The organism is Acinetobacter beijerinckii CIP 110307 (assembly GCF_000369005.1).
In the GTDB taxonomy this organism is placed as follows: domain Bacteria; phylum Pseudomonadota; class Gammaproteobacteria; order Pseudomonadales; family Moraxellaceae; genus Acinetobacter; species Acinetobacter beijerinckii.
The window spans coordinates 286026-309778 of record NZ_KB849763.1; the positions used below are offsets into that span (position 1 = coordinate 286026).

Annotated in this window: 19 protein-coding genes; 12 read left to right on the top strand and 7 right to left on the bottom strand. The window is 38.8% G+C overall.

Annotated features, from left to right (window positions below; translation table 11 throughout):
• Nucleotides 1-163 precede the first annotated feature (163 nt).
• Together F933_RS01355 and F933_RS01360 are read left to right on the top strand one after the other, a co-directional pair.
• On the top strand, nt 164-1582 hold the full coding sequence (locus F933_RS01355; RefSeq protein WP_005057689.1) for a GGDEF domain-containing protein: 1419 nt from the start codon (nt 164-166) through the stop codon (nt 1580-1582).
• A 92-nt stretch (nt 1583-1674) separates the two neighbouring features.
• Nucleotides 1675-2031, top strand: a complete 357-nt coding sequence (locus tag F933_RS01360; protein WP_005056748.1) for a hypothetical protein — start codon at nt 1675-1677, stop codon at nt 2029-2031.
• 96 nt (nt 2032-2127) lie between these two features.
• Here the strand turns inward: F933_RS01360 and bfmS are convergent, their stop codons facing one another.
• Both bfmS and bfmR read right to left on the bottom strand, forming a co-directional pair.
• On the bottom strand, nt 2128-3768 hold the full coding sequence (gene bfmS, locus F933_RS01365; RefSeq protein WP_005057691.1) for a sensor histidine kinase BfmS: 1641 nt from the start codon (nt 3766-3768) through the stop codon (nt 2128-2130).
• 40 nt (nt 3769-3808) lie between these two features.
• On the bottom strand, nt 3809-4525 hold the full coding sequence (gene bfmR, locus F933_RS01370) for a response regulator transcription factor BfmR (protein WP_004669852.1): 717 nt from the start codon (nt 4523-4525) through the stop codon (nt 3809-3811).
• Nucleotides 4526-5069: 544 nt separating this feature from the next.
• Here bfmR and F933_RS01375 point away from each other — a divergent pair.
• The 3 genes from F933_RS01375 (at nt 5070) to F933_RS01380 (ending at nt 9536) form a co-directional block, all read left to right on the top strand.
• A complete protein-coding gene (locus F933_RS01375) occupies nt 5070-7904 on the top strand; it encodes a ribonucleoside-diphosphate reductase subunit alpha (protein WP_005057692.1) in 2835 nt (944 codons plus the stop codon).
• Between the two features lie 74 nt (nt 7905-7978).
• Nucleotides 7979-8113: a hypothetical protein gene (locus tag F933_RS16905; RefSeq protein ID WP_005056757.1), complete on the top strand. Its 135-nt coding sequence runs from the start codon at nt 7979-7981 to the stop codon at nt 8111-8113.
• 139 nt (nt 8114-8252) lie between these two features.
• The gene (locus F933_RS01380) at nt 8253-9536 is read left to right on the top strand and encodes a ribonucleotide-diphosphate reductase subunit beta (protein ID WP_005057693.1); all 1284 of its coding nucleotides are present in this window, start codon (nt 8253-8255) and stop codon (nt 9534-9536) included.
• A gap of 58 nt (nt 9537-9594) precedes the next feature.
• Here the strand turns inward: F933_RS01380 and F933_RS01385 are convergent, their stop codons facing one another.
• Nucleotides 9595-10044 carry a GNAT family N-acetyltransferase gene (locus F933_RS01385; RefSeq protein WP_005057698.1) on the bottom strand — a complete coding sequence of 150 codons (450 nt, stop codon included), beginning with the start codon at nt 10042-10044 and terminating at the stop codon, nt 9595-9597.
• 476 nt (nt 10045-10520) lie between these two features.
• On the opposite strand from F933_RS01385, the gene mqo reads away from it, so the two are divergent.
• The 3 genes from mqo (at nt 10521) to F933_RS01400 (ending at nt 13968) form a co-directional block, all read left to right on the top strand.
• A complete protein-coding gene (gene mqo / locus F933_RS01390; protein ID WP_005057699.1) occupies nt 10521-12161 on the top strand; it encodes a malate dehydrogenase (quinone) in 1641 nt (546 codons plus the stop codon).
• Between the two features lie 70 nt (nt 12162-12231).
• The gene (locus F933_RS01395) at nt 12232-13473 is read left to right on the top strand and encodes an MFS transporter (protein ID WP_005057701.1); all 1242 of its coding nucleotides are present in this window, start codon (nt 12232-12234) and stop codon (nt 13471-13473) included.
• A gap of 39 nt (nt 13474-13512) precedes the next feature.
• Complete coding sequence (locus F933_RS01400; protein ID WP_005057703.1) at nt 13513-13968, top strand: hypothetical protein; 456 nt, start codon at nt 13513-13515, stop codon at nt 13966-13968.
• Between the two features lie 238 nt (nt 13969-14206).
• On the opposite strand, the gene F933_RS17335 is transcribed toward F933_RS01400, so the two are convergent.
• From F933_RS17335 to F933_RS01415, 3 genes are all read right to left on the bottom strand, one after another.
• Complete coding sequence (locus tag F933_RS17335; protein WP_005057705.1) at nt 14207-14728, bottom strand: alpha/beta hydrolase; 522 nt, start codon at nt 14726-14728, stop codon at nt 14207-14209.
• On the bottom strand, nt 14729-14983 hold the full coding sequence (locus F933_RS17340; RefSeq protein WP_005057707.1) for a hypothetical protein: 255 nt from the start codon (nt 14981-14983) through the stop codon (nt 14729-14731).
• A 117-nt stretch (nt 14984-15100) separates the two neighbouring features.
• The gene (locus tag F933_RS01415; protein WP_005057709.1) at nt 15101-17161 is read right to left on the bottom strand and encodes a choline transporter; all 2061 of its coding nucleotides are present in this window, start codon (nt 17159-17161) and stop codon (nt 15101-15103) included.
• Between the two features lie 412 nt (nt 17162-17573).
• Between F933_RS01415 and betI the strand changes: the two genes are divergently transcribed.
• From betI to F933_RS01435, 4 genes are all read left to right on the top strand, one after another.
• On the top strand, nt 17574-18200 hold the full coding sequence (betI, locus tag F933_RS01420) for a transcriptional regulator BetI (protein WP_005057711.1): 627 nt from the start codon (nt 17574-17576) through the stop codon (nt 18198-18200).
• The gene (gene betB / locus F933_RS01425; RefSeq protein ID WP_005057712.1) at nt 18193-19662 is read left to right on the top strand and encodes a betaine-aldehyde dehydrogenase; all 1470 of its coding nucleotides are present in this window, start codon (nt 18193-18195) and stop codon (nt 19660-19662) included. Before betI ends, betB begins: the two co-directional genes overlap by 8 nt.
• 77 nt (nt 19663-19739) lie before the next feature.
• Nucleotides 19740-21440, top strand: coding sequence for a choline dehydrogenase (gene betA / locus F933_RS01430; protein WP_005057713.1), 1701 nt, complete (start codon nt 19740-19742; stop codon nt 21438-21440).
• A 59-nt stretch (nt 21441-21499) separates the two neighbouring features.
• The gene (locus F933_RS01435) at nt 21500-22291 is read left to right on the top strand and encodes a TorF family putative porin (protein WP_005057716.1); all 792 of its coding nucleotides are present in this window, start codon (nt 21500-21502) and stop codon (nt 22289-22291) included.
• Between the two features lie 51 nt (nt 22292-22342).
• On the opposite strand, the gene F933_RS01440 is transcribed toward F933_RS01435, so the two are convergent.
• Nucleotides 22343-23518 carry a zinc-binding dehydrogenase gene (locus tag F933_RS01440; RefSeq protein ID WP_005057718.1) on the bottom strand — a complete coding sequence of 392 codons (1176 nt, stop codon included), beginning with the start codon at nt 23516-23518 and terminating at the stop codon, nt 22343-22345.
• Between the last annotated feature and the right edge of the window lie 235 nt (nt 23519-23753).

Here is a 23753-nt window from a genome sequence, read left to right on the forward strand (position 1 = left end):
ATTTTTTTCTTTATTTATGGAACATATAAAACCATAATTTTCATGCTGTGCACCCAAATGCTGCAGCCCGAACTAAATCATTGCATTGATACAAATTTATGATGAAAATTTAAACAAAATTTATATAATAGCGCGACTCAAATTTGCAAGGTAAAGCGTCAGAATGCCTCAATCTAAAGTAGCATTAAAGCCTCTATCGCTTTTCCAACTGTTTTTAATATTCACGGGTATTATTCTTTTTTGCTGTTTCCTTGGTATCGCTACGCGACAGTTCTCTTTCCTTGCATCGTTTTGGCCTGCAAATTCAGTTTTACTGGGTTTACTTATTCGATTTCCACAAACACGCCACCCTATTAGTTTCATTGGGGCGATTGTAGGTTATTTACTTGCGGATACTCTTCAAGACACTCCGTTCTTATTAAATGTGTGTATGACCTCTGCAAATTTGCTTTATGTCATGACTACCTTATTACTTTACATCAAATTTAATGCATTTATCCGTTCGATGCATCATGGCTATTTCTACCTATTTCTGTTTACTTTCTGCTGTGTAGGTGGATTATCAAGCTCTCTATTCGCGGCATTTACATTGCCGTACTTTAATACTAAATTTGCACTTGGTTCTTTTTGGATCGATTTTGGCTATTGGTTTACAGCAGAAATCCAAAATGCTTTGTTGCTGTTACCAATGATTCTTAGTGCTCCAACTTTAAATTTATTTAAACAACAACTGAAAGAATTTAAAACGCAAACCGCACAAGAAAGTTTGCCGTTATTGAGTGTAATTTTCTCAATTATCGTCAGCTACTACGATGCTGGACCGGGCTCCCTACTCTATCCGATTGCTCCATTAATTTGGTGTGCTCTACGCTATCGCCACTTTTCAGTCACGATCATCACTTCAATAAGTTGCGCATTTATTATCTACCATGTATCGCAAAACTACTTACTGCTTTATCACGATCAATATTTAAACAACACCATTTCAATTCGTCTTGGGTTGATCATGATGACGATTGCGCCACTCACAGTCTCAAATATCAATATGGTGAGATCAAAACTCATTCAAGAATTACAACACACGATTGCACACGATGAACTCACATCGAGTTTGACTAGACGTCAATTTCTGCAATCGGTACAGCTACTACAACAACAAGCCAATACGATTCATCAAACAACCGCATTCTTAATGCTAGACCTTGATCACTTCAAACAAGTCAATGATAGTTATGGTCATCAAATGGGTGATCGCGCTTTACAAACCTGTGTTCAAATCATTCACACTATTTTACGATCACAAGATTTACTTGGACGTTTAGGTGGAGAAGAGTTTGCGGTTTTTATGACTGATACAACAGAAGATACGGCATATCAATACGCCGAGAAAATTCGTGAAAAGATTAGTCAAAGTCCAATTCAACTCGACAATCAAAAGCATTTTTTCATCCAAGTTAGTATTGGAATTTGTATTTGTGCTCCTGAAAACCAGCAAACCATTGAGCAATTATTTAAACAAGCCGACGATGCACTTTATCAAGCGAAACGACTGGGTCGGAATCAAGTTGTTATTTCGACATAATATGTTGCAATTCAGCTACATGCTTTAATTAACTTTATACACTGTTTAGCAAATAGATGGTTATTCTAAAACAAGATAACAAGGAGAAAAATATGCATCTAGAATATACACACGACTCTGATTATTTCTTTTTTTCGCAGCTCCTGATGCGTCATATTGAAAGTTATATTCGAAAACACCCAGATGCTGATAATGCAATTTTTGATTTGAGAGATATATACGAAGTGTTTAGAGAGGATTTTGCCGCAACAACAACAAACCTTGAAAGTATTTTAAATATCGCTGATAGCTATAAAGTTGAAACATTAAATGGAGATCAAGCGTTAATCAAAAGCTATAAAATTGATGTGAAAAACAACTCACTCCTGCTTGATTTTAATAGCGATGCCTTGAACAATCTTCGATCAGGTCATCCGCTTATTGAACCAGATTCATCTATTCACGAGTAATGTATTAATGGTTAAAGACTGATTCTTAAGTCATTATAAAAAGCCAGAGTTTCAAACTTTGGCTTTTTTTCATTTCAAAATGTCTTAATCAAAAATTTATTTTTTAACGGGTTGTTTATATCGTTTAGCTGGCCAGGTCATAGTAAAACGTGCGCCACCCAAATTTGGACTTTGATCGACTTGGATTTCACCACCAAACCAATACGCAATTCGACTCACAATCGATAACCCTAAACCATAACCACCTGAGGCACGGGTACGACTATCATCTAAACGAGCGAAGGCTTCAAAGATACGTGAGCGCTCTTGTTCAGGAATCCCAGGACCATCATCTTCAACACAGACATAGGCTTTGCCATCAGCACGAATACCACCACTAATACGAACTTTATTATCACAATACCGTACCGCATTACCCACTAAATTTTGTACAACACGATGTAAATAACGACGTTCAGCATCGACACGAAGCGACAATGGCGGTGCAATTAACTCGATTTCTTTCTGAGTTTTTAGCGCCTCTGTTTCCATGGCAACTTGGTCAAGCACTTCGACCAACACAATATCTTCGATATCTAATGATGGCGTACCCTGCTCTAGTTTTGCATAAGTCATGATTTCATCAATCAAGGTGTTTAAAGCTTCAATGTCTTTATCAATCATGTCTACTTGCTGAATTCGATAATTATAATCATCTTCTTCAGCTAACATTTCCATGCCAAAGCGTATACGTGCGACAGGTGTTCTCAACTCATGCGATACTGCACGCATTAATTCACGCTGAGCTTCAATCAGACGTTGGATATGATCGGACATGCTGTTATAGCTAGATGCCAAGTTTGCCATTTCATCTGTACCTTCGCTCGGTACACGTAATGACAAATCGCCTGATTTCATTTTATTTAAAGCCAGACGTACCTGCCGAATTTTACGCTCTAAAGGTAAAATGAGACCATAAACACCCAAACTTAATAAGAACAAACTAAATAATGTGATCCCTGCTGAAAGCTGAAAAGGCATCCAATTGAACATAGGTACAGGACCCAATACCAATACCTGAGCAGGATGATTCGGCATCGGAGATACAATTGAAATGGTTGTACCACGAATAGTGGCACTGTCTTTATACAACAAAACACTTTGATCTTGACGTAATCGACCGACCTGTTCTGAATCCAAATTGATGTCTTTAATATTTGCGATTTCAATTGGATAATAAAAGTGCTTTTTAATTCTTTCTAAATATTCTTGCTCTTGTCCTGGATAAAAAATCAAATAATCCAATACAAAAATCGGTAGCGCCTTCATTTGACGCTCACCAAGCTTATCTACTTTGATATAGAGGAAATGCTTAGGATCGTCTTTTAAGCCAATAATGATATAACCTACACCATTATTCGCATCATAACGCACCACTGACTTTTGCTCAGCAATACGTTTCTTTTCAGTTCGAGAAAGCTCTACTCGATTTGCATCAACATAATAGATTGGCAATTCCAACAAATCTGACGCATCGGAAATCCAATCTAATTTCTGTTGTTTTTCTGGCTGACGAGATACCCCCTCACTAATGACATAGGAAATACCATCAGTGAGAGATTCACGATATTCTTGCGCACGTTGATAGTTAATGACTTGCACCAGTAAATAACAAAATGCAGCAACAACAACAACTAAAACAACTAAACCAGCGTAGATACGCAAGAAAATACTGTTTTTAAGTACTCGACTTAGCATAAGGGAGATAATTCCAAGCTAATTTTAAGCAAGATGGACATTACATCCCGTTAGTTTCTTTAACGAATAGATAACCTTTACTACGTACAGTCTTAATACGTTTTGGATTTTCTGGATCATCACCAATTTTTGGTCGAATACGTGAAATACGTACATCGATTGAACGATCTTGACCGTCATATTCGATACCACGTAGACGCTCAAAGATGTCTTCACGCGATAAGATACGACCTGCATTTGATGCTAACAACCATAACAAGTCATATTCAGCACTTGTAAAGTCAACCAACTCACCATTCAGAGTCACTGAGCGACCGCCATTATCAATGACAAGATCATCAAATTCGATACGTTGAGCGACTTCGTCTTCAACTGTTTTATCGGTGCGACGTAATAAAGCACGGATACGTGCTAATAACACACGTGGTTGAACAGGTTTAGCGACATAGTCATCTGCGCCCATTTCTAAACCAAGAACTTGGTCCATATCTTCAGTACGTGCAGTCAACATCAAAATAGGTTGATGGTAATGCGGACGAACTTCTCGACAAACGGTTAAACCATCTGCACCCGGCAACATCACATCAAGAACAACTAAATCAGGTTGTTCACTGATAATTCGACGAATTGCACGATTACCATCGGTTTCAACACCGACTTCTAAACCGTTACGAATCAAATACTCTTGTGTTAATCGCGCTAGACGTTCGTCATCTTCAACGATCAAAATTTTCGGTAACTTTTCTTCTTGGCTCATTTATTTGCCCCTACAATTTAGCGAGAATCTATCTTTAAAATCTGACAGATACATTGGTTTATGATTTGCAATATACACACGTTTACATTGTAAACAAGTAGGCGTTCACCAAACTGATACACGCCAATATAGTTTTGTTATATTTTTATTAAAATTATGAATTTTAATATATTTTTCAGCTTTCTATGCTTTTTTCAAGCAGGATGAATATTTAGTATAAGTTTTGTACCAGTATTAAACAATTTGTTTCGTCAATTGCTAAAAAGAATTTAAGTGTTTGTTTTTTGACTTATCCACAGAGTTATCTATACGTGTTTTCTAAGGGCTTTGTTATGCTATGTGACTGTGAAATCAGCAGTTAAAACATGAAAAAAACTTTAGTAAAATGTCAATATTGATCTGCTGTTAAAAATACCGTATCTTGTGTTGAAAATAAACTTTAACCACTAAGTATTGTGTTTATCCCTCAAACATCGTGGCATACTTTTTGCTCGATTCAAACGGTCTATGAACATAAAAAAGATGATAATGGAGCTATGCTGACATGAGCATCATCACTTCTACTCCTGGTCAAATTCAGGTTATTAAGCGCACCGGTGAAATCGCGACATTTAATGCCGAGAAAATTTCTGTTGCGATTGGGAAAGCATTTTTAGCAGTTGAAGGTCAACAGGGTGCGGATTCAAGCCGTATTCATGATCGTATTACTCAACTTACAGAGATGGTACTCAATACATTTAATCGTCGCTTACCTTCTGGTGGTACGATTCATATCGAAGAGATCCAAGACCAAGTGGAATTGGCTCTAATGCGTACTGGCGAACAAAAAGTCGCTCGTGCCTATGTGATTTACCGTGACCAACGTGCGACTGCTCGTCAGCAAACTGGTGCAAATCATCATCCTACGCTTCAAATCACTGATAATAATGGTCAGCTCCAACCGTTAGACCTAGATGCACTTACAGCAACTATTCAAACTGCAAGTGAAGGTCTTGAGGGTATTGATGTTCAAGCGATTGTTGATGAAACCGTTAAGAATTTATATAACGGCGTAAAAGAAAGCGACATTGCCACCACAATGACGATGGCAACACGTACTCGTATTGAACAAGAACCTAACTATACTTATGTTACTGCTCGTTTGTTATGTAATGAACTTGTTAAAACTGGCTTAGAGTTCTTAGGTTTATCAACTGATACGCCAGAAAGTGATGCCTTAGAAACGTTCTTAAAGAAAGGGATCGAGCTTGATCTACTTTCAGCAGATCTTCTTAATTATGATCTTGCAAAATTGGCAGCAGCGATTCAACCAGAACGCTCAAACCAATTTACGTATTTAGGTCTACAAACTTTATTTGATCGCTACTTCATTCACTCAAATGGCGTACGTTTCGAATTACCACAATTATTCTTTATGCGTGTTTCAATGGGTCTTGCACTCAATGAAGAAAATAAAGAAGACCGCGCAATTGAGTTCTATAACTTATTGTCTAGTTTCGACTACATGGCGTCTACGCCTACCCTGTTTAACTCAGGTACATTGCGCCCACAATTATCAAGCTGTTACCTCACCACGATTGGTGATGACTTGTATGACATTTATGGCGCAATGCGCGATAACGCAATGTTGTCAAAATGGGCTGGCGGCTTAGGTAATGACTGGACACCTGTTCGTGCATTGAACTCATATATCAAAGGCACTAATGGTAAGTCTCAAGGTGTTGTACCTTTCCTAAAAGTTGCAAATGATACCGCTGTAGCAGTTAACCAAGGTGGTAAGCGTAAAGGTGCGGTCTGTGCCTACTTAGAAACTTGGCACTTAGATGTTGAAGAATTCCTAGAGCTACGTAAAAACACAGGTGATGACCGTCGTCGTACCCATGACATGAACACTGCAAACTGGGTTCCTGATCTATTCATGCAACGTGTATTTGAAGATGCGGAATGGACACTGTTCACCCCTTCTGAAACACCAGACCTGCATGACTTAACAGGTGCTGAATTTGCTGAGCGCTATGCACACTACGAAGCGGTAGCAAAACAAGAAAACATGCTCCATAAAAAAGTACGTGCAAAAGACTTATGGCGCAAAATGCTTTCGATGTTGTTCGAAACAGGTCACCCGTGGATCACATTCAAAGACGTATGTAACTTACGTTCACCACAACAGCACGTAGGCGTGGTTCACTCATCGAACTTGTGTACAGAAATCACCTTAAATACAAACCAAGACGAAATCGCAGTTTGTAACTTAGGTTCAATTAACCTTGTACAACACGTTCAAGGTGGTGTGTTAGATCGTGAAAAGCTTGCTCGTACCATTAAAACAGCAGTTCGTATGCTCGATAACGTGATCGACATTAACTACTATGCTGTACCACAAGCGAAAAACTCAAACATGAAACACCGCCCTGTGGGTATGGGTATCATGGGCTTCCAAGATGCACTTTATGAAATGGGTATCGCTTATGGTTCAGATGCAGCAGTCGATTTTGCTGACGAATCAATGGAAGTCATCAGCTATTACGCAATTGAGACATCAAGTAACTTAGCGGTTGAACGTGGTGCGTATTCAACATTTAAAGGTTCATTGTGGGATCAAGGTATTCTACCAATCGACTCTTTAGAAATTGTTGCGAAGTCTCGTCCAGAGCGTATGTTCGAAGTTGATCGTACACAACGTTTAGACTGGGACACTTTACGTGCCAAAGTTCAAAAAGACGGTATGCGTAACTCAAATGTGATGGCGATTGCTCCAACAGCAACCATTTCAAACATTTGTGGTGTGTCTCAATCGATTGAACCTACATTCCAGAACTTATATGTAAAATCTAACCTTTCTGGTGAATTTACTGTTATCAACCCTTACCTTGTTCGTGCATTAAAAGAACGTGGTTTATGGGATACCGTAATGGTAAATGACCTGAAACACTTTGAAGGTTCGGTTCAAAAGATTGCACGTATTCCTGAAGAGTTAAAAGCAATCTTCGCAACAGCGTTTGAAGTTGATACTCGCTGGATCGTAGATGCTGCTTCACGTCGTCAAAAATGGATTGATCAAGCACAATCTCTTAACCTTTACATCGCTGGTGCGAACGGTAAGAAACTTGATATTACCTATAAGATGGCATGGTTACGTGGTCTTAAAACGACTTATTACCTCCGAGCTTTAGGTGCGACTTCTGCAGAGAAATCAACAATCAATACGGGTACGCTCAATGCGGTTAAACCAGCATCGGTTGAAGCACCTGTAGTTGCTGCGCCAGTGGTTGAAGAGAAAAAACCTGATACTCAGGTTGAAGAAGATGGGTTCACTACTGCTGCTCCAGTACCAATGGCTTGTTCAATCGACAATCCAGACTGTGAAGCTTGTCAGTAATTAAAATCGAATTAACCCTTGGTTTATCGATATTAAAGCAAGGGTTATAAAGATTTAAATTTATAGAGGCAAAGATGATGTTCCATATCAGTCATAACTATATGTTGGGACTTGCAGTTCTCATCTTCGCCTTTATTTTCTTTTATGTGCCGATGGTCTATGCATTCTTAGCCATTCGCAAACAACAGCGTAAGCAAAATAAGTCTTAGGGATTGTTCAATTAGATAAGTCAAACTTCTAAATATCAATCAATAAAACTTAATTTTGCTTACACAATATAAGCGTATATTTAAGATGTCTTTGTTGAGATATCGATAAAAGCTATATACAACGAAGAGAGAACGAAAAATGTCTATCCTAAGTTGGGACGATTTTGAAGATGATTCGCAAAAACCGACTTCACCTGAACACAAGTCTGCGTCCCTCGAATCGCAGAAAACGGTTAATACGCCGGTGGTATCTTCTACAGAGCCATCATCGGAGAGCGTGGCAGTTGCACAACCCGCTCGAACCAATACCAACCGATCAACAAATCCAACCGATTCGTTGGCTCGAGCATCTGCAGCCTTAGAACATTTAGATGTTGCACCAGGCTTAGAAGAGCTTGAAATGGGTGCTCAGCGTGTACAAGTTGATGATAAAGCGATGATCAACTGTCGTGCGGATTTGAACCAACTTGTTCCATTTAAATATGAATGGGCTTGGCAAAAATATCTTGATGGATGTGCAAACCATTGGATGCCACAAGAAGTCAACATGAACCATGACATCGCACTTTGGAAGTCTGAAAATGGTTTAACTGAAGATGAGCGTACCATTGTAATGCGTTCTTTAGGTTTCTTCTCTACCGCAGATTCATTGGTTGCAAACAACTTGGTATTGGCGATCTATCGTCATATTACCAACCCAGAATGCCGCCAATACATTTTGCGTCAGGCATTTGAAGAAGCGATTCATACGCATGCTTATCAATACTGTATCGAATCTTTAGGAATGGATGAAGGCGAAGTCTTCAACATGTACCGTGAGATTCCAAGTGTTGCACGTAAAGCATCATGGGGTTTGAAGTACACTCAATCGTTAACCGATCCTAATTTCCATACAGGTACACCTGAAAACGATCAACGTTTACTGCGTAACTTGATTGCATTCTATTGTGTTCTTGAAGGTATTTTCTTCTACTGTGGTTTTACTCAAATTTTGAGTATGGGTCGTCGTAATAAAATGAATGGTGTTGCTGAGCAATTCCAATACATTTTACGTGATGAATCAATGCACTTGAACTTTGGTATCGACATGATCAACCAAATCAAGATTGAAAACCCTCACCTTTGGACTGCTGAGTTCCAAGAAGAAGTTATTCAAATGATTCTTGAAGGCACGATGCTTGAAATCGAATATGCACGTGACACAATGCCACGTGGTGTATTGGGTATGAATGCAGCAATGATGGAAGAGTATTTGAAATTCATCTGTAACCGCCGTTTATCTCAACTTGGTTTGCCTGAGCAGTTTGCTGGTGTAACCAATCCATTTGCATGGATGTCTGAGATGATGGACTTGCGTAAAGAGAAGAACTTTTTTGAAACGCGTGTCACGGATTACCAAACTGGAGGAGCGTTGAGCTGGTAATTATCAGGCAATACTCTTAAAGAAACCACCTTCCATAAGGTGGTTTTTTATTTTCAATTTAAAAATTCTCTAGATTTTTTCTATATTGGATAAATCCAGCATTAATTGCAACTTTGTCGTATAACATTCTTGCTTGGTCATTGCTTTCATGAGTAAGCCAGTAGACTCTGGAACAATTTCGAGCAGCAGCATTTTCATATACTGCTTCAATTAACTTGCGACCCAAACCACTTGCCCGAACATTTGGATCAACAAATAAATCCTGTAAATAACAATAATCACCTATTGTCCACGTGCTTCTATGAAAAATAAAATGCACAAAACCGATGAGCTGATCACTATCATCTTCGATAACAAAGCAATACATATCTTCTTGTGGATTAAGTAAACGAGCAAAGGTATTCATTGTTATTTGTTGGTCAATTTCAACCTGATAAAATGACTGATACGCTTTCCACATTAGAAACCAATTTTCATAATTATCCTGATGCAATGTTCTTAAATTCATTTCTAAATTCCCATTTTAATTTCTCTATGTTTGAATGATGGGCTTAAATTATTAAAAAAGTAGAACCAATCTCATCTTTTGATTAGAGCCATTTCATATTTGAACAGAAACATATTTTAGAAGAAATATATATCAAATAATGGATTCAATTTTTGCCAAATAAATCCATATTTTTAAAATCGTATTTATTTAACAACATTCATGCTGAGTTCATAACATTAAGATTTCACAGGAAAAATAACAATAAGCCTGCTATTCTGCATCCAAATGAGACTTGATTATTACATTTTGAAACATTTTGCATACTAAAACACTGTCTTTATTAAAGTAAAATTCACTTACTAAACTCTTTTGACCTCAATTCAGGCGATCCCTGAGCTGATGTATCTTTATTTTGCGCCACTCATCATTTAAATCTTTTCTCTCTATATAAAGCTATTTATATAGAGCGTCATTTAATTTTTAAGGTAAATTGAATGAAAAAATTTTGGAAATATTTATTAGTCCTACTTGTAGTACTAATTATTATCGCTATTGCCTTTCTTTTTAGACCGATTACGTCTAAGGCAATTAAAACTAAAAGTGACGAACCTGTTGTCGATGTTGTACTCATCGGCGGTGGAATCATGAGTGCCACATTAGGTACTTATCTTAATGAATTACAACCTGATTGGAACATTCGCATGTATGAACGTCTTGATGCAGTCGCACAAGAAAGTTCAAATGGTTTCAACAATGCAGGTACGGGTCATTCTGGCTTTATGGAAATGAATTATACCGAAGAAAAAGACGGTAAAATGGACATTTCTAAAGCAGTTAAAGTGGCTGGTCAGTTCGAAATTGCAAAACAATTTTGGGCGCATCAAGTTAAACAAGGTGTATTAGATACGCCTAATACATTCATTAACCCTGTTCCACACATTGCATTTGTATGGGGCGATAATGTTAAATTCATGGAAAATCGCTATACAGCGATGATTCAAGATCCATTATTTGCGGGCATGAAAATCAGTGAAGATCCTGCTGAAATTAAGCAATGGGCTCCATTGGTGATGAATGGTCGTGATCCGCAACAAAAAATTGCTGCAACCCGTATGGACGTTGGTTCAGATGTTAACTACGGTGCTATTACTACTCAACTGGTAAACCATCTTGAGAAAAGTCCAAACTTCAAATTAAGAACATCAACTGAAGTGACAGGCATCAGCAAAAATGATGACAACACATGGTCAGTTGCTTTTAAAGATTTGAAATCTGGTGAAGTGAGTCATGTAAAAACTCGTTTTGTGTTTATTGGTGCTGGTGGTGCTGCAATTAAATTATTGCAAATGACTGGTTTACCAGAAGCGCAACAGTACGCAGGCTTCCCTGTGGGTGGTGAGTTCTTAGTGACTGATAATCCATTGATCACTGCGCAACATACTGCGAAAGTATATGGTCGTGCTGATCTTGGTGCGCCGCCGATGTCTGTTCCACATATCGATACACGTTATATTGACGGTAAGAAATATGTATTATTTGGACCATTTGCAACGTATTCAAACAAGTTCCTAAAACAAGGTTCTCAGCTTGATTTGTTAGCATCAACGAACAAAAACAACGTATTGCCAATGGCAGCCATTGGCTTACAAAATGCGGATCTTGTCCAGTATTTGGTTAGCCAAGTATTAATGTCAGATGAAGATCGTTTCAATGAGTTGAAAAAATACTACCCTGAAGCAGATCCAAAAGACTGGCATTTACGTCAAGGTGGTCAACGTGTTCAGATCATCAAAAAAGAACCGGGTAAACCTGCTAAATTGCAATTTGGTACAGAAATCTTTGCTTCTAAAGATAAATCTGTAACAGCATTACTCGGTGCTTCTCCAGGTGCATCTACATCACCTTACATTATGCTCAACTTGCTTGAAACAGCATTCCCAGAGCAAACCAAAGGTGCATGGAATGAACAGCTTCATGAAATTGTTCGCTCATATGGTCAAGATCTTTCAGAAAATCCTGAGCTATTAGACCAAGTGCGTCATTACACCAGTTCAACTTTAGGCTTGAACTATACAACTCCAGCAAATTTAGCGCCTGCTAAAAAAGTGGTAAAAGCCGAAGCTGTTGCTCAATAAATTTCGTTAAATCCATTTAAAAAGGGATGAGTTTCGACTCTTCCCTTTTTTATTTTATCGTCTATAAATTATGTCTGCTGATATTTCCCAATCTGCTTTTGCAGCCTTTGCAAGTCGTGACTTTAAGTTATTGACGATTAATCAGTGCTGTCTAACCTTTGCAGTGCTTATTCAAGAAGTTTTAATCGCTTTTCACCTGTATCAAATTACAAAAAATCCTCTTCTTCTTGGGTTGATTGGGCTGATGGACTTGCTGCCCTTTTTGGCTTTATCACTGTGGGGCGGATATATTGCAGATCGTTTTAATCGTCAGCGAATTTTACAAATCAGTTTTAGTTTGGCTATCCCATTATCGATTGCTTTATGGGTTAGCTTTAACCTTTTTCAAACCAAACAAATTGATTCAAATTGTTTAGTTATTTCAAGCTTTGGTCTTTTATTTTTATTTGGATGTATCCGAGGCATTTACAGTCCTTGCTTTAACTCCCTACGCCCTTTTGTCGTGCTTGAAGAGCATTATGCAAATGCAGCAACATGGACCAGTATGTGTTGGCAAGCGAGCGGTATGCTTGCACCTGTAATCGGTGGTTTTTTACTTGCTCATTTTAGTTTAGAGATAACTTTCACTAGCATTGTGGTGTTATTTACGCTTGGCAGCATCGCTTTATGGCGTTTACAGCCACGACAATTTCCTCAGCTTCACACCGAATCAATCTCTCACAGTATAAAAGAAGCAGTACATTTTATTTTTAAAACTAAAATTATATTTTGGGCAATGTTTCTAGATTTAAGTTCTGTGTTTTTTGGTGGCATCATCGCTCTATTGCCAATTTTTGCTCAAGATATTCTGCATGTCGGTGCTGATGGTTTTGGAATATTGAGAGCTGCTCCAGCATTTGGCGGCTTCATGACCTTGTTAATTTTAGTCCGCTTTCCACCACGTAATCATCCTTGGCGAATCATGTTAATTGCTTTAACAGGTTTTGCATGTTGCACACTTTTATTGGCTGTTACTCGACAACTCTTTTTTTCTGTCTTAGTTCTCATTATCATGGGAGTATGTGATAGCATCAACATCGTTATTCGCCAAACGCTTCTGCAATTAATTCCGCCTAAAGACATGCTTGGCCGTATTGCTGCAATTAATGGGATTTTCGTGACCTCTAGCAATGAGCTTGGAGCATTACAATCAAGTGTAATGACCCGATTCTTTAGTGTCATTCCTGCAATGCTGATTGGTGGTTCACTGTCTTTAATCTGTGTAATTGTTGCGAGAATTAAAACAAAAGCTTTATTTAATTTTCGTTTCTAGTATCCACGCTTTTAATGGCTCTTTTATAAGCTTAGTCATATGAAACATACTTTGCCAGCATCCTCAACGTCGTCGAAATTTATTATTGTCTCTATTTTTGTATGGTTGGCAGTGTTGTGGCTACAATCTACCTATCTGGTGATTATTGGTGGAGATGTCTATCTTTTTTGGACATCATTAGGCTTATTCGTGCTTAATTTATTAAGTCTACGTTCAAGTCAATTCAAAAATAAAATTGCATTGATGATTACCGCTGTATTGTTGCTTTATTTAGTTTTTCACTCGTTGTTTTGCACCTATTTGATTCTAGCTTTTTATTGTATTTTTTATTTATACTCAGGTGATTATCGCTTTAAACGTCTGATTAAATTGATAGGGCTTTTTCTGATCATGATCGTATTTGCTCTTTATCAAGCCCAATCTCTAAAAGAATTAAAACATCAATATGCTGCTTATGAGACGGGTGAAACATGGCAAAAGTATGGTGCTTTATAAGAAGCCATGTTCTAAATCATTTTACTAATTAGTCTTTTTTTGTAGTCTGTTCCTTTCTAAAAATAGCAACGTGTCTTGTAAGGTTAATTTGGCAACTTCTGTTACTAACTCAAATTGATATTCATGAGCTGTCAGATAACTTGCCTGATCAAAAAATCGAGTGCTTGTAGGGATGCCAATATGCGTTAATTGCTTGTGCAGTAACCGAGCTTGTTGCTCAAACGAAGCGGTATTCCCATCAGTAGATCGGAGGGAGTTGAGTATTTAGGTATTCAGAAACAATAAGTCCCCTATTTTCGTTATTGCTTAGCCAATCTTTATCTTTGAGATATGCCCATCCAATACGATGAAAAGCGAATCGAGAAATTGTAGAGTTTGCTTGAAGTACCATATTTTTCAAATCGTAAGGTCCACAATAAAGTAAAGCGCCACGAATATCAGAAATATCTATCAGGTTCGGTATTTTAAGTAATGCTGAATATTCAGGGTTGGATTGCGTCAGCAAAAATTGTAAAGCTATCTGCGCACCTGCGGAGTCTCCAGCAAAAAATACATTCGACATATTCAAATGATTTTTTGGTGCAAAATTCTTTTTAATATAAGTTACTGCTTCTGCGACCTGCATAACTGGTTCTGGATATTTTGCAGCAGGTACAAGCTGATAATTCAATACAATCACAGCATATCCTTTAGAAGCTAAGCGAGTTGCATAATTTTTTACTTCCAACTTATCTCCACCGACAAAACCGCCACCATGCATCTAAATGACCAGTGCTTGTTTATCAACCGACGGATTTGCCTTGTAAAAGTCAAAGCTATTGTTTGGCAATTTAGAAGGATAGACTAAGTCTTTAAACACCATAACCTGTTGATCAAGATATTGTTTTGGGCGGTCATCTTTTGGAACACTAAACAAGGTATGTTGTAATAACCACAATGTCGGCAATGGACTAAAAGCAAAAAGACCAACTATAGAAGCAAAGCTCAATAAAACTAAAATTATTATTTTTTTCATAGCTATGCTTTTCCCTAATTGAGAATTAATTTTAGCATCTCTAATCATCATTATTAACAATGAGTTGAGTTTGTTGAGCTCATAAAAAACCCCACATTCAGTGAGGTTTTTAGTTAATCAATCTTGTGAATCTGGATAAAGTGGTCGGTTTCCAGGACTAATGCGATTGATATGTAAGAAGTTCATATGACGTTCATACTTATCTAAAATGTCATTAATCACTTGCTCTTTGGTATATCCAACTAAGTCATTATCTTGAGAACCTTCATACAAGAATGTTTCTAAACGATAATAATGTTGTTTACCTCTTTTTCCACGTTCACTAAAGGTCGGTGCGATATAACGTACAGGCCAAATTTGATAGACGAAGTTGTGCTCTTCTTCAATATTAATCGTTAAATCAAGATGATAAAGTACGTCACTATCTTCTATTTCACCCTGTGTCACTTCGACACTCATACCACGTTTAATCAATTCATCCGCTACAGTTTGTACCGCAGGTTTACAGACCGTATCAAGCATGCGTTGTGTTTCATGACTACCAGGATGGTGCATCACACGGGATAAACGTTTTTTCCAGTTTAGAATATCAACATTACCGACCACAGGTGCGGCATTTAAACTACTGCTGGCTTTCCGATAATCTTCCAGACGCAAAGATTTATATAAGCCTGCCATCACCAAAAGCATCACAAAACTAAATGGTAAGCCCATGATGACCGTTGCACTTTGCAAAGCGGTAATACCATTCGCCATCAACATTGCTAAAGTCAGCAATCCAATTGCGATTGCCCAAAATACTCTTAACCAACGTGGAGCATCATTATCGACATTAGAAAACTTGGTAGTGAAGTTACCCAACACCAAAGCACCTGAGTCGGCAGAAGTCACATAGAATAAAAGTCCAGTAATGGTCGCCACGCCTGCAATAAATGCAAACCAAGGATATTGAGCCAGTAAATCATAAAACCCATGTGCAGGATCGGTTAATACCGTCTGGGCTAACGCGGTATTACCATCAAAAATAACGTTATATAAAGCACTGTTACCAAAAATTGATAACCATGTAATCGTAAATAGTAATGGAATAATCAAAGTTCCACAGACAAACTCACGAATGGTACGACCACGTGAAATACGCGCCAAAAATAGACCTACAAATGGTGACCAAGCTACCCACCACGCCCAAAAGAATAATGTCCAACTGTTCATCCACTCTTTTGGTTGTTCAAATGCAAAGCTTTCCAGAGCCAAACTTGGAAAGCGGCTGATATAGTCACCAAAGTTTTGCACTAAGGCATTTAATAAGAACTCAGTATTTCCTAAAAACAGCACAAATAGCATTAAGCCTATAGCGGCATAAATATTGATTTCAGAAAGTACTTTAATGCCTTTATTGACACCTGCTGTTACTGAAATAATCGTCACAATGACGGCTACTAAAATCAGTCCTGATTGAACCCATAGACCTTCAGGCCAACCAAATAAAACATGCAAGCCATAATTGATTTGTACAACAGCAATACCACAAGTCGTTGCGATACCGAAAATCGTTCCAATCACGGCTGCCGTATCGACGGTATGACCAATCGGGCCATCAATTTTTTTTCCAAAAATTGGATAAAGTGCCGAACGAATGGTTAGAGGTAAGTTATAACGATAACTAAAATACCCTAAAGCCATGCCGACTAAGGCATACATACCCCAGCCTGTTAAACCATAATGGAATAAGGTCCACACCATACCTTGGCGAGCGGCTTCATAGGTTTGCCCCTCTCCCACTGGTGGATTCATATAATGTGATAGTGGTTCAGCAACAGAGAAGAACATCAAATCTGTACCGATACCTGCGGCGAAAAGCATCGCAGACCAACTCAGTAAGCTAAACTCAGGTTTGGAATGCTTAGGACCAAGCTTAATATCGCCATAACGAGAACAGGCGATAAAGATCACAAAGATGAGATAAAGTGTTGCGGCAAGTAAGTAATACCAACTGAATTTATCACTCACCCATGCAAGTACGACATTGAGTAAATGATTAGAAAAATCATTAAATAAAATCGTCGTCAGTGAAAATATTAAAATTATGAGCGCTGAAACATAAAAGACCACACGATTTAACTGATCTTTTGTTTGAATAGATGAATCATCAACTGCTCTTGGATTATCTGTCACCATACAATCCTCAAGGAAAATTTAAATTTTAAAAGTTGTTTTTCTCAATAACTCAACCACGATTTATTGACGAAAACAACGAGAAGACAGTGCAACATGATGATTTCGAAAGTTCTCATCACATTTAATTCACACTGATTTTTTGTAATTACCCTACTGTAAGCAATGATCACTTATTCTTTTTTAAGCCAAAACTTAATCTAAATAAATGATTCATTTTTTTACAATTCGGACACTTTAACAGCTGTATCTAATAAAACTGTTAAGAGTTATGTAAAACAGAGCTGTTGCAAATATGATACTTTTAATTGATTGATCGTTCAATCAATTAAAAGTATCATCATGTTATGTTATAATTATCTGCATCCTAAGTTTTCTTAAAGCCTTATTATTTAGGCAATTATGGCAACAACCCATGACTAAACGCAGAGTTAAACCAGAGCAAGAGCGCCGCGAAGAAATTGTAAATGCTGCTTTTGAAGTCATTTATGAAGTGGGTTTATCACAAACCACCATCGCCCAAATTGCAAAAAAAGCCCAAGTCTCTACAGGTATTGTGAGTCACCATTTTGGAGATAAACAAGGATTAATGATCAACTGTATGCGTGAAATGTTAAAGCGATTGCATCAAGTCACATTGCAATACAAAGCCGCAACAATAGACATGCAGCCACAGAGCCAAATTAAGGCAATCATTGATTCTAACTTTGATATTAGTCAGGTCAATAAAACAGCAATGCGAGTTTGGTTAGATTTTTGGTCTGCCAGTATGCACAGTCCTGAGCTTGCACGTTTACAACGGATCAATGATCGACGTTTGTATTCAAATTTAAAGCATCACTTTTTACAGTTGATGCCAAACGACAGAGCAAGTATTGCAGCAAGTGGACTTGCTGCATTAATTGATGGTCTTTGGTTACGTGGCGGATTAATTGGTCACAATGAATTTGATCGGCAAGCTGCACGGCATATTGCTTATGATTATTTAAATATGCAGCTCCAACTCGCACAACCATTATTTGAGGAGAGACAAAATGAATGATGTGCAAACTCATCCATTGTATATCCACGGTCAATATGTCAATGCCACAAGTGGTGTGAGCTTTGACAGCATCAATCCCGCCGATGGCAAAGTAATTGCCACCATCCAACAAGCCTCTCAACAAGATATCGAAAAAGCTGTTCAAAGTGCTCAACAAGGTCAAAAAGTTTGGGCAGCTATGACAGCGGTTGAGCGTTCTCGTATTTTACGTCGAGCTGTAGATATTTTACGTGAACGCAATGACGAACTAGCGAAACTTGAAACGCTAGATACAGGTAAAGCTTATAGTGAAACATCGACTGTTGATATTGTGACAGGTGCAGATGTTCTTGAATATTACGCAGGTTTAGCGACAGCCATTCAAGGTGAACAAGTTCCATTACGCGAAAGTAGTTTTTTCTATACTCGCCGTGAACCTTTAGGTGTCGTTGCAGGCATCGGTGCTTGGAACTATCCGATTCAAATTGCTTTATGGAAATCCGCTCCTGCACTAGCTGCGGGCAATGCCATGATTTTCAAGCCAAGTGAAATCACTCCACTCACTGCATTTAAACTTGCTGAAATTTATACCGAAGCAGGCGTACCAAACGGCGTATTCAACATTGTACAAGGTGCTGGTCGTGATATCGGTCAATGGCTTACAGAACATCCAGTCATTGAAAAAATTTCGTTTACGGGTGGCGTTGAAACTGGCAAAAAAGTGATGGCAAGCGCTGCTGCTTCAAGCTTAAAAGAAGTGACGATGGAACTTGGTGGTAAATCACCACTGATCATCTGTGAAGATGCAGATATGAATAAAGCCGCTGATATTGCGGTAATGGCAAACTTTTTTAGTTCAGGTCAAGTCTGTACCAATGGTACGCGCGTCTTTATTCCAACATCATTAAAAGCAGAATTTGAAACTGCGGTTTTAGAACGTGTGCAACGTATCCGTATCGGCGACCCAATGAACACAGATACCAATTTTGGTCCATTGACCAGTTTCCCGCATATGGAAAAAGTTCTTTCCTACATCAATGCAGGCAAACAACAAGGTGCCAAATTGCTGATCGGTGGTGATCGAGCAGATGGTGAATTGGCTGACGGTGCATATGTATTACCAACAGTATTTACAGACTGTACTGATGATATGCGAATAGTGCAGGACGAAATCTTTGGCCCTGTCATGAGTATCCTAAGTTATCAAACTGAAAATGAAGTGATTCGTCGTGCCAATAACACGACTTTTGGTTTAGCTGCTGGTGTGGTGACACCAGACATCAACAAAGCACATCGTATTATTCATCAAATCGAAGCTGGTATTTGTTGGATCAATACTTGGGGCGAATCCCCTGCTGAGATGCCAGTCGGCGGTTATAAACAATCAGGTGTAGGTCGTGAAAATGGGATCTCTACCCTCTCTCACTACACACGTATTAAATCCGTTCAAGTTGAGCTTGGTGATTACCAAAGCATTTTCTAAAAGCATTGCGCTTTATCTTATCTTGATCAACTGAGTGACATGTATTCAGTTGATCTTGCAACAAATAAAGGCAGATTATGAATAAGCAAGAATACGATTATATTATTATTGGTGCAGGTTCTGCGGGTAATGTCCTCGCTGCACGTTTAACTGAAGATGCAGATATCTCAGTATTATTATTAGAAGCTGGTGGTCCAGATTATCGTCTTGATTTCCGCACGCAAATGCCAGCCGCTTTGGCGTTTCCACTACAAGGCCGTCGTTACAATTGGGCATATTTGACCGACCCTGAACCACATATGAATAATCGCCGTATGGAATGTGGTCGTGGTAAAGGTTTAGGTGGCTCATCACTCATTAATGGTATGTGCTATATCCGTGGTAATGCGATGGATTTAGACCAATGGTCAACGCATCAAGGGCTTGAAGATTGGAGCTATGCGGATTGTTTACCATATTATCGAAAATCAGAAACACGCGACATTGGTGCTAACGATTATCACGGCGGAGAAGGTCCTGTTTCAGTCACCACCCCAAAACAAGGCAATAATGAACTGTTTCATGCCATGATCGAAGCAGGTGTACAGGCAGGTTATCCACGTACAGATGATTTAAACGGTTATCAGCAAGAAGGCTTCGGTCCGATGGATCGAACGGTGACACCACAAGGTCGTCGTTCGAGTACGGCTCGCGGTTATTTAGATATGGCAAAAGGTCGTCCCAATTTGACGATTGTCACCCACGCCATGACCAATAAAATCTTATTTAGTCATAAACAAGCAATTGGTGTCGAATACATTATTGGTGCAGATCAAGCCAACATGAAACAAGCACATGCCAAACGTGAAGTCTTGTTATGTGCAGGTGCAATTGCATCACCGCAAATTTTACAGCGCTCAGGTGTTGGACAGAGCACTTTCCTCAAATCGATGGATATTGAAGTCATTCAAGACTTACCTGGCGTGGGTGAAAACCTGCAAGATCATTTGGAAATGTATTTACAATACAAATGCAAAAAACCAGTTTCACTTTACCCAGCGTTGAAATGGTACAACCAACCTGCGATTGGTGCAGAGTGGTTATTCCTCGGCAAAGGTATCGGTGCAAGTAACCAATTCGAAGCTGGTGGTTTTATTCGCTCATCTGATGAATTTGAATGGCCAAATATTCAGTATCACTTCTTGCCCGTTGCGATTAACTACAATGGTAGTAATGCAGTGAATGAGCATGGCTTTCAAGCCCATGTTGGTTCAATGCGTTCACCTTCTCGTGGTCGTATCAAACTCAAATCTAAAGATCCATTTGAGCATCCAAGTATCTTGTTCAATTATATGTCCACCGAACAAGACTGGCGCGAATTCCGAGATGGGATTCGTATCACGCGTGAAATCATGCATCAACCTGCACTTGACCCTTATCGTGGCGAAGAAATTAGCCCAAGTATGCAGTTAAAAACCGATGCTGAACTAGACTCTTTTGTCCGAGAACATGCCGAGACTGCCTACCATCCATCATGTAGCTGCAAAATGGGTGAAGACGAAATGGCTGTTGTCGATGGTCAAGGTCGTGTTCACGGCGTACAAGGGTTACGTGTAATTGATGCCTCTATTATGCCAATCATTATCACAGGTAACTTAAATGCCACCACGATTATGATAGCTGAAAAAATTGCTGATCAAATTCGCGGACAAAAATTACCACCTTCGCAAGCACCTTACTTCAAAGCAGGATCAAACCCTGTTCGTCAAACACCTTTACGTCCATTTGGCATAACCTAGTCCAGTTATGTTCAGCACCTTATGACATTAAGGTGCTGCCAACCATTAGGAAAATTCAAATGAAAAGAATTTTATTTATACTCCCTTTCGGTTTCTACTTGCACACTGCACATGCCACCGAAGCAAGTACAGAAATAGCATCACCTTATAGCGCTAACCTAACACTCGCAAGCCAGTATGTATCACGTGGTTTTCAACAAACTTGGGGCAAACCTGCAATTCAAGGTGGAATAGACTATAACCATGATAATGGTTTTTATGCTGGAACTTGGGCATCGACAGTGAGTGATCATTTTATTCGTGATGCATCAGTAGAGTGGGATGTGTATACAGGTTACAGCCGTAGTTTTGGAGATTTAACTCTAGGCACTAAAGTGGCTTACTACTATTATCCTGGCGCCAAAACTACAGCAGAAACAGGAAATACTCGCTTTGATTACGGTGAAATTATCCCAGAAATCAGCTATGGCCCATTAAGTGTTAAATATTCGATTACCTACACCCAAGATTACTTCGGGAATAACTCGGATACTTTAGGGATTGGTACTAATAAACATTCTCGTGGTTCAGGTTATCTTGATGTCAGTTGGCATCAACCTTTAGGGCAAGGCTGGTCGGCAGATGCACACTATGGTAATCAGCGAATCAAAAACTTCTCTGATGCAAACTTTCAAGACATCAGCTTTGCCGTTAATAAAGAACTCCCCTACAACCTTTTGGGAAGTTTAAGTTATAGCAAAGCATGGGATAAAGATGATTACTACAAGCAATATAGCAATGGTAATCCAAATGCCAAAGTCTCCAATCCAATTGATTCCACTGTGGCTGTCTCACTGACAAAAAGTTTTTAATTCGCACAATAAAAAAGCTGCAATCAATGCAGCTTTTTTATTCAATACAATTTAAGCATTGATCAACTGAATATCTGATCCTGCTCGTTTTGGATCTATCAGGATTTTTGCATGTTGCTCTGGATCACGTAAAGCATCAAAGGCATTCTCCACACCCTCTAAACCAACCACACCCGTAATCAACGGTGAGACATCAATTTTACCTTCAGCAATCATATGCAGGGTGTCACGGAACTCAAGTGGTGTATAACCCAATACATATTGGATTTCCAATTCTTTATTGATCGCCAATGCAGGTTCGATCTTATCACTTTGCATGCAGACACCTACGCCCACAATACGTGAGAACAATGGTGCACCTTCCAAGATTTGCTGCATGATGCCAGCAACACCCACGCATTCAAAAATCACAGGACGTTTCGGTAATAGACCAAGCTTATCCCCCACGCGCATAGCATTAACCCATGGCAAAGAGAAAGTCTGAACTTTGTCAAAAATACCCATCCCCATATTGATTGCTTCAGAAACATTGCCGAGTAGACCAAGCTCTTTCCAACTACTAAATGGAGATTGTTGTTTAGGATCAATCAAGACATCTGCACCGCACAGTTCAGCGAGTCTACGACGATTTGGTGAAAAATCACTAGCAACTACCGTTTTAACTCCCGCGGCTTTGAGCATAATAATTACGCCTAAACCAACAGGACCACAGCCAATTACAATCGCTGGTTCATTTTTCTTAATACGACTACGACGTACTGCATGTAAAGCAACAGCCATCGGCTCAGTCAACGCTGCGCTGTCTGCATCTAAACCATTCGGCACCTCAAACATTAAGCTCGACTGAACCAAGACTTGCTCAGCATAACCACCCGAAGCACTTGGTGAAAGTCCAGTCGGAGCATAACCTACAGAATCAACATTCAATAAAGGCATGGCACAAACCAAAGTATCGGCTTTTAATTTACGGCGTGTTTTTGGACCATAATCTAACACTTTACCGCAGAACTCATGACCGAAAACTAGCTTATCAGTGGATTTTGCTACCCCATTAAAACCCACACGTGCTGCCAAATCATGCATATGATCACAGTGGTGTTGCATATGTAAATCTGAACCGCAGATACCGCAACGTACCACTTCAAGGAGTACCTGTCCTTTTGCAGGCAGCAATTGAAGACTGTTTTCCAGCTTCAACTCAGCATTTTGACAAACCAGTGATTTCATAGGATGCATTCCTTATTGTTTTATTGCATTTGTTAGCTGATCTGAGTTTTATATTCGCACAGTTAAGCTAACTCATTTCATTTTAATTTTGACAAAACACATTGTCAGAATCCATGACCTAAATATCAATATGTTTATCAAATCAGGTCAGCTTTATAAATCACCCAATGAGATGGGTTAAAAATTATTCAAACAAAATTTAAGGAATTGTAATGAGAATATAATCATTTACAAT